Genomic DNA, 5,410 nt, shown 5'->3' with positions numbered 1-5,410 from the left:
GCCGAACAGGGCGTCCAGCGGGTTGGCATCGGCGGCGCGGGTCTGCGTCACGCCCGACAGGCGGACGACGCGGTCGCGGCCGCTGCGCTTGGCGTCGTAGAGCACGCCGTCGGCCGCGGCGAACAGCGTGCGGCGGTCGTCGCCGCGGGCCGCCGAGGCGATGCCCACGCTGATCGTGACCGGCACGTCGAGCCCGAACTGCGCCCAGTCGTAGTCCGCGACCCGGCGTCGGGTGCGCTCGAGCGCGCGTTCGGCCTGCTCGGCCGTGGTGTCGGGCAGCAAAATCACGTACTCGTCACCGGCCCAGCGGCACACCTCGTCGGTGTCGCGGACGCCGGCGATCAGCAGCTCGGCGACCGTCCGCAGCACGGAGTCGCCGCCCGGGTGGCCGATCGCGTCGTTGATCGACTTGAACCGGTCCACGTCGACGACGGCCAGCGCGGGCGCGTGGCCGGCCGACAGCAGGCCGTCGAGCCGGGCCTCGGCGTAGCGGCGGTTGGGCAGGTGGGTGAGCGGGTCCTCGTAGGCCTGGCGGCGGAGCTGGCCGGCGGCCCGCTCCGTCTCGAGCAGGCTCTTGCGGCGGCCGAACAGCTCCACCCAGCGGGTGCGCCGCTCGTCGACGCGGTCCAGCTCGTCGGAGAGGTAGGCCTGCAGGTACGGCAGCGCACGGCCGGCGTCGTCCAGCTCGGCGTGCAGCGTGCACAGCTCGCGCAGCGCGGCCCGGCGCAGCCGGGGCAGCCCGTGCTCGGTGGCGAGGCTCAGCGCCGACACCAGGTGCTCGTCGGCCTCGCGGACGTCGCCCTGCCGGCGCAGCGCCCGGCCCAGCGCGAGCTGCGCCGACGCCAGCTGCGCCCGGTCGGCGGTCGCGGACGTGAGGCGGACGGTGGCGCGCAGCGGACCGATCGCGGCGGCGTGCTCGTTGAGCCCGACCAGCGCCCAGCCGTGCACGACCTGGGCGGTGACGATGCCCGGGTCGTCCGGCGGCAGCAGTTCGAGCGCGCGCTCGGCCAGCTGCCGGGCCTCGGCGAAGTGCGGGGCGGCCGACTCGGGGACGCCGTCGTCCAGCAGGCCCTCGCCCAGTTCCGCGCAGAGCTCGCCGAGGCAGGTGGCGGTCGCGGCGACGAGGACCTCGGGGTCGCCGTCCTCCGGTCCGAGCGTGCCCGGGTCGGCGGCGGCGGTGACGGCCGTCTCGTAGGCGCGGCGCTGGTAGTCCAGGGCCAGCGGCATCAGCTCGAGGTCGGCGAGGACGGCCGCGAGGGTGCCGAGGGTGTCGATGAGCAGGGCGCTGGGGGCGAGCAGCGGGTCGAGCAGGCTGGCCGCCTCGACCGCCTCGTCCATCGCGGCGTCGATCCGCCGGGAGAGCAGCTCGATGCGGGCGTGCCGGGCCAGGCCCGCGGCGCGCTGCAGGTCGTCGTCGCTCGCGTCGAACGCCGCCTTGGCCGAGCGGACCAGGGCGATCGCCAGTGCGGCGCGCGTGGCCGACTCCGACCGCGGGTCTGCGCCCTCGCCGTCCACGGAGCTGCCGCCACCGTCGATGAGCTCGGCGACGCCCGCGTGCAGGTCGAGCGGTGGCTCGTCGGTGGCCGCCGGTTCGCCGACGAGCGTGAAGCCGGCGACCCGCAGCCGCCGGACCAGCAGCTCGGCCCGGAGGGTGTCCGCCCACGCCTTGCCCAGCGACACAGGGGCGTCGGCGGGCGCGTCGGCGGCCGGATCGGCGGCGACGTAGGGCGACGGGTCCCGCTCGACGCCGGCGAGCAGTTCCTCGGCATCGTCCAGTTGCCAGTTCGCCAGGGCAGCGGTCACCCGATGGTGCAGAGCTCCGGGTGGCACGAGCGCACTGTGCACGTCGTCCCCTCCGGTGTCGAGGATGTGTCCGGGAACGCGCCGTCCCTCGTCAGACGCGTCCCACGAGCCCCAGGCGGGCGTGGTCATGCGCCGTCCTCGTCATCCCTGATCGCCTCGACGCCGGGGGCCCGGACGCGGTTGCGCCCGCCGCGCTTGGCGGAGAAGAGGTTCAGGTCGGCGGTGTCGAACAGCGCCTTCCAGCCCACGACGGTGGCCGGCTGTCCCTCGTCGACGACGGGTGCGGTGGCCACGCCGATCGACACGGTCACCGGCTCGGGGAGCTCCAGGTCGCTCCAGTCGGCCGCGGCGACGGCGGCCCGCAGGCGCTCCATGACCACGACGGCCTGCGGCTCGGTGGCGGTCGGCAGGACGACGAGGAACTCGTCACCGGCCCACCGGTAGACCTCGTCGCCGGTGCGGCTGTGCTCCCGGAGCAGGTCGGCCACCCGCCGCAGGACGACGTCCCCCTGGCTGTGCGACGCGGCGTCGTTGACCGACTTGAACCGGTCGACGTCGACGACCGCCAGCGACAGCGGCTCGGCGCCCAGGCGCATGGCTCCCAGCCGGCGTTCGGCGCTGCGGCGGTTGCCGAGGCCGGTGAGCGGGTCCTCGAGCGCGTGCCGGCGGAGCATGGCCGCCTGCCGCTCGGCCTCGCGGAGCCGGCTGCGGCGCACGAACATGTCGGCCCACATCTGCCGGCCGCGGGCGTGGGCGCGGCCGGTGTCGGAGCGGTAGGCCTCGAGCCAGTGCAGCGCCTCGGCGGGCCGCCCGAGGTCGGCGGAGTTCTGGCCCAGCTCGAGCAGGCTCTGCCGGTAGCGGCGGCGGTCCCCGGAGGCCACGAACGCGCCGGCGGCCTCCACGAGCAGGCCGATCGCCTCCTCGCCGGTCGCCGCGTCGTCGTCGCGCTGGGCGATCCGGGAGAGCAGCCGGGCCAGAACTCCGCCGACCTCGGGCGGCCCGCCGAGGCGCTGCACTGGCTCGAGGCCTACCGCTCCGACACCGGCCGCGCCCACGCCCGCGGCCGGCAGATGTGGGCCGACATGTTCGTGCGCCGCAGCCGGCTCCGCGAGGCCGAGCGGCAGGCGGCCATGCTCCGCCGGCACGCGCTCGAGGACCCGCTCACCGGCCTCGGCAACCGCCGCAGCGCCGAACGCCGGCTGGGAGCCATGCGCCTGGGCGCCGAGCCGCTGTCGCTGGCGGTCGTCGACGTCGACCGGTTCAAGTCGGTCAACGACGCCGCGTCGCACAGCCAGGGGGACGTCGTCCTGCGGCGGGTGGCCGACCTGCTCCGGGAGCACAGCCGCACCGGCGACGAGGTCTACCGGTGGGCCGGTGACGAGTTCCTCGTCGTCCTGCCGACCGCCACCGAGCCGCAGGCCGTCGTGGTCATGGAGCGCCTGCGGGCCGCCGTCGCCGCGGCCGACTGGAGCGACCTGGAGCTCCCCGAGCCGGTGACCGTGTCGATCGGCGTGGCCACCGCACCCGTCGTCGACGAGGGACAGCCGGCCACCGTCGTGGGCTGGAAGGCGCTGTTCGACACCGCCGACCTGAACCTCTTCTCCGCCAAGCGCGGCGGGCGCAACCGCGTCCGGGCCCCCGGCGTCGAGGCGATCAGGGATGACGAGGACGGCGCATGACCACGCCCGCCTGGGGCTCGTGGGACGCGTCTGACGAGGGACGGCGCGTTCCCGGACACATCCTCGACACCGGAGGGGACGACGTGCACAGTGCGCTCGTGCCACCCGGAGCTCTGCACCATCGGGTGACCGCTGCCCTGGCGAACTGGCAACTGGACGATGCCGAGGAACTGCTCGCCGGCGTCGAGCGGGACCCGTCGCCCTACGTCGCCGCCGATCCGGCCGCCGACGCGCCCGCCGACGCCCCTGTGTCGCTGGGCAAGGCGTGGGCGGACACCCTCCGGGCCGAGCTGCTGGTCCGGCGGCTGCGGGTCGCCGGCTTCACGCTCGTCGGCGAACCGGCGGCCACCGACGAGCCACCGCTCGACCTGCACGCGGGCGTCGCCGAGCTCATCGACGGTGGCGGCAGCTCCGTGGACGGCGAGGGCGCAGACCCGCGGTCGGAGTCGGCCACGCGCGCCGCACTGGCGATCGCCCTGGTCCGCTCGGCCAAGGCGGCGTTCGACGCGAGCGACGACGACCTGCAGCGCGCCGCGGGCCTGGCCCGGCACGCCCGCATCGAGCTGCTCTCCCGGCGGATCGACGCCGCGATGGACGAGGCGGTCGAGGCGGCCAGCCTGCTCGACCCGCTGCTCGCCCCCAGCGCCCTGCTCATCGACACCCTCGGCACCCTCGCGGCCGTCCTCGCCGACCTCGAGCTGATGCCGCTGGCCCTGGACTACCAGCGCCGCGCCTACGAGACGGCCGTCACCGCCGCCGCCGACCCGGGCACGCTCGGACCGGAGGACGGCGACCCCGAGGTCCTCGTCGCCGCGACCGCCACCTGCCTCGGCGAGCTCTGCGCGGAACTGGGCGAGGGCCTGCTGGACGACGGCGTCCCCGAGTCGGCCGCCCCGCACTTCGCCGAGGCCCGGCAGCTGGCCGAGCGCGCGCTCGAACTGCTGCCGCCGGACGACCCGGGCATCGTCACCGCCCAGGTCGTGCACGGCTGGGCGCTGGTCGGGCTCAACGAGCACGCCGCCGCGATCGGTCCGCTGCGCGCCACCGTCCGCCTCACGTCCGCGACCGCCGACCGGGCGCAGCTGGCGTCGGCGCAGCTCGCGCTGGGCCGGGCGCTGCGCCGGCAGGGCGACGTCCGCGAGGCCGACGAGCACCTGGTGTCGGCGCTGAGCCTCGCCACCGAGCACGGGCTGCCCCGGCTGCGCCGGGCCGCGCTGCGCGAGCTGTGCACGCTGCACGCCGAGCTGGACGACGCCGGCCGTGCGCTGCCGTACCTGCAGGCCTACCTCTCCGACGAGCTGGACCGCGTCGACGAGCGGCGCACCCGCTGGGTGGAGCTGTTCGGCCGCCGCAAGAGCCTGCTCGAGACGGAGCGGGCCGCCGGCCAGCTCCGCCGCCAGGCCTACGAGGACCCGCTCACCCACCTGCCCAACCGCCGCTACGCCGAGGCCCGGCTCGACGGCCTGCTGTCGGCCGGCCACGCGCCCGCGCTGGCCGTCGTCGACGTGGACCGGTTCAAGTCGATCAACGACGCGATCGGCCACCCGGGCGGCGACTCCGTGCTGCGGACGGTCGCCGAGCTGCTGATCGCCGGCGTCCGCGACACCGACGAGGTGTGCCGCTGGGCCGGTGACGAGTACGTGATTTTGCTGCCCGACACCACGGCCGAGCAGGCCGAACGCGCGCTCGAGCGCACCCGACGCCGGGTCGCGGACTACGACTGGGCGCAGTTCGGGCTCGACGTGCCGGTCACGATCAGCGTGGGCATCGCCTCGGCGGCCCGCGGCGACGACCGCCGCACGCTGTTCGCCGCGGCCGACGGCGTGCTCTACGACGCCAAGCGCAGCGGCCGCGACCGCGTCGTCCGCCTGTCGGGCGTGACGCAGACCCGCGCCGCCGATGCCAACCCGCTGGACGCCCTGTTCGGC

General features: G+C 76.0%; 4 protein-coding genes. 2 read left to right on the top strand and 2 right to left on the bottom strand.

Going from position 1 to position 5,410, the window contains the following annotated elements:
* Window positions 1-1,932: diguanylate cyclase (locus E4P40_RS26030; protein ID WP_135161216.1), on the bottom strand; the 1,932-nt coding region annotated here is incomplete at its 3' end.
* Complete coding sequence (locus tag E4P40_RS26025; protein WP_245160600.1) at window positions 1,929-2,819, bottom strand: GGDEF domain-containing protein; 891 nt, start codon at window positions 2,817-2,819, stop codon at window positions 1,929-1,931. The genes E4P40_RS26025 and E4P40_RS26030, both read right to left, overlap by 4 nt.
* Window positions 2,820-2,885: 66 nt before the next feature.
* Between E4P40_RS26025 and E4P40_RS26020 the strand changes: the two genes are divergently transcribed.
* Both E4P40_RS26020 and E4P40_RS26015 read left to right on the top strand, forming a co-directional pair.
* Window positions 2,886-3,482: a GGDEF domain-containing protein gene (locus E4P40_RS26020; protein ID WP_245160599.1), complete on the top strand. Its 597-nt coding sequence runs from the start codon at window positions 2,886-2,888 to the stop codon at window positions 3,480-3,482.
* Window positions 3,479-5,410 (top strand): diguanylate cyclase (locus E4P40_RS26015; RefSeq protein ID WP_135161216.1); only part of this gene is annotated, 1,932 nt, incomplete at its 3' end. The genes E4P40_RS26020 and E4P40_RS26015, both read left to right, overlap by 4 nt.

It is taken from the genome of Blastococcus sp. CT_GayMR20 (genome assembly GCF_004570345.1).
Note: the sequence above shows the minus strand (reverse complement) of the source record. Positions and strands in the feature narration are given on the sequence as shown.

Bases quoted from the DNA above. Each gene is read 5' to 3' on its own strand.
- E4P40_RS26020 (WP_245160599.1), top strand. From the start codon at position 2,886: ATGTTCGTGCGCCGCAGCCGGCTCCGCGAGGCCGAGCGGCAGGCGGCC.